Origin of the sequence: Haloferax sp. Atlit-6N (assembly GCF_003383195.1) — an archaeon.
GTDB classification, from domain to species: Archaea; Halobacteriota; Halobacteria; order Halobacteriales; family Haloferacaceae; genus Haloferax; species Haloferax gibbonsii.
In genome coordinates, this window is sequence record NZ_QEQJ01000256.1 from 1 (window position 1) to 485 (window position 485).

Here is a 485-nt window from a genome sequence, read left to right on the forward strand (position 1 = left end):
TTCCGCTCGACGGACTTCCGTCGGGAGGCCGATCTCGGCCGGTTCAGCGCGGGCAACGACCCGTATCTGGTCCGCTGACGTCGGTGCCGACCGCGACACAGCCGTCTCGAATCCCAGATCACGCTGCTCTCGTCAGAATCCCGGATCCCAAGTCTGTTAGAATTTTCAATAATTTATCCGGATAGTCTCGAATCATACGGCGATGGCTCACGCGAGAATACATATTTAAGCTTTCCAGAACCAAATTCGAATATTTCCATATGTATGTCTGCTCATCCGTGTTCGGGCGGTGGATATTGGCACCATCCGGGTGATTTTTGAATGCAAGCGTTCAACAGTCTCTCGACGCGCGTGGTTGATACCGGGCGCGTCACGTAAGGACCTGCGAGACTGGTGCTCTTCGCAGTGGCTTGGTCAGTCAGGGGTCCGCCCGATGCGGCCCCGCTTCCTTTCCGGCACAGAACCCTGCCAGCGGCGCTATTGTC

At 56.5% G+C, this 485-nt stretch carries 1 pseudogene; it reads left to right on the plus strand.

Going from position 1 to position 485, the window contains the following annotated elements:
- Positions 1-78 (plus strand): annotated as a pseudogene (locus DEQ92_RS24300) (uracil-DNA glycosylase); the annotation flags it as partial.
- Between the last annotated feature and the right edge of the window lie 407 nt (positions 79-485).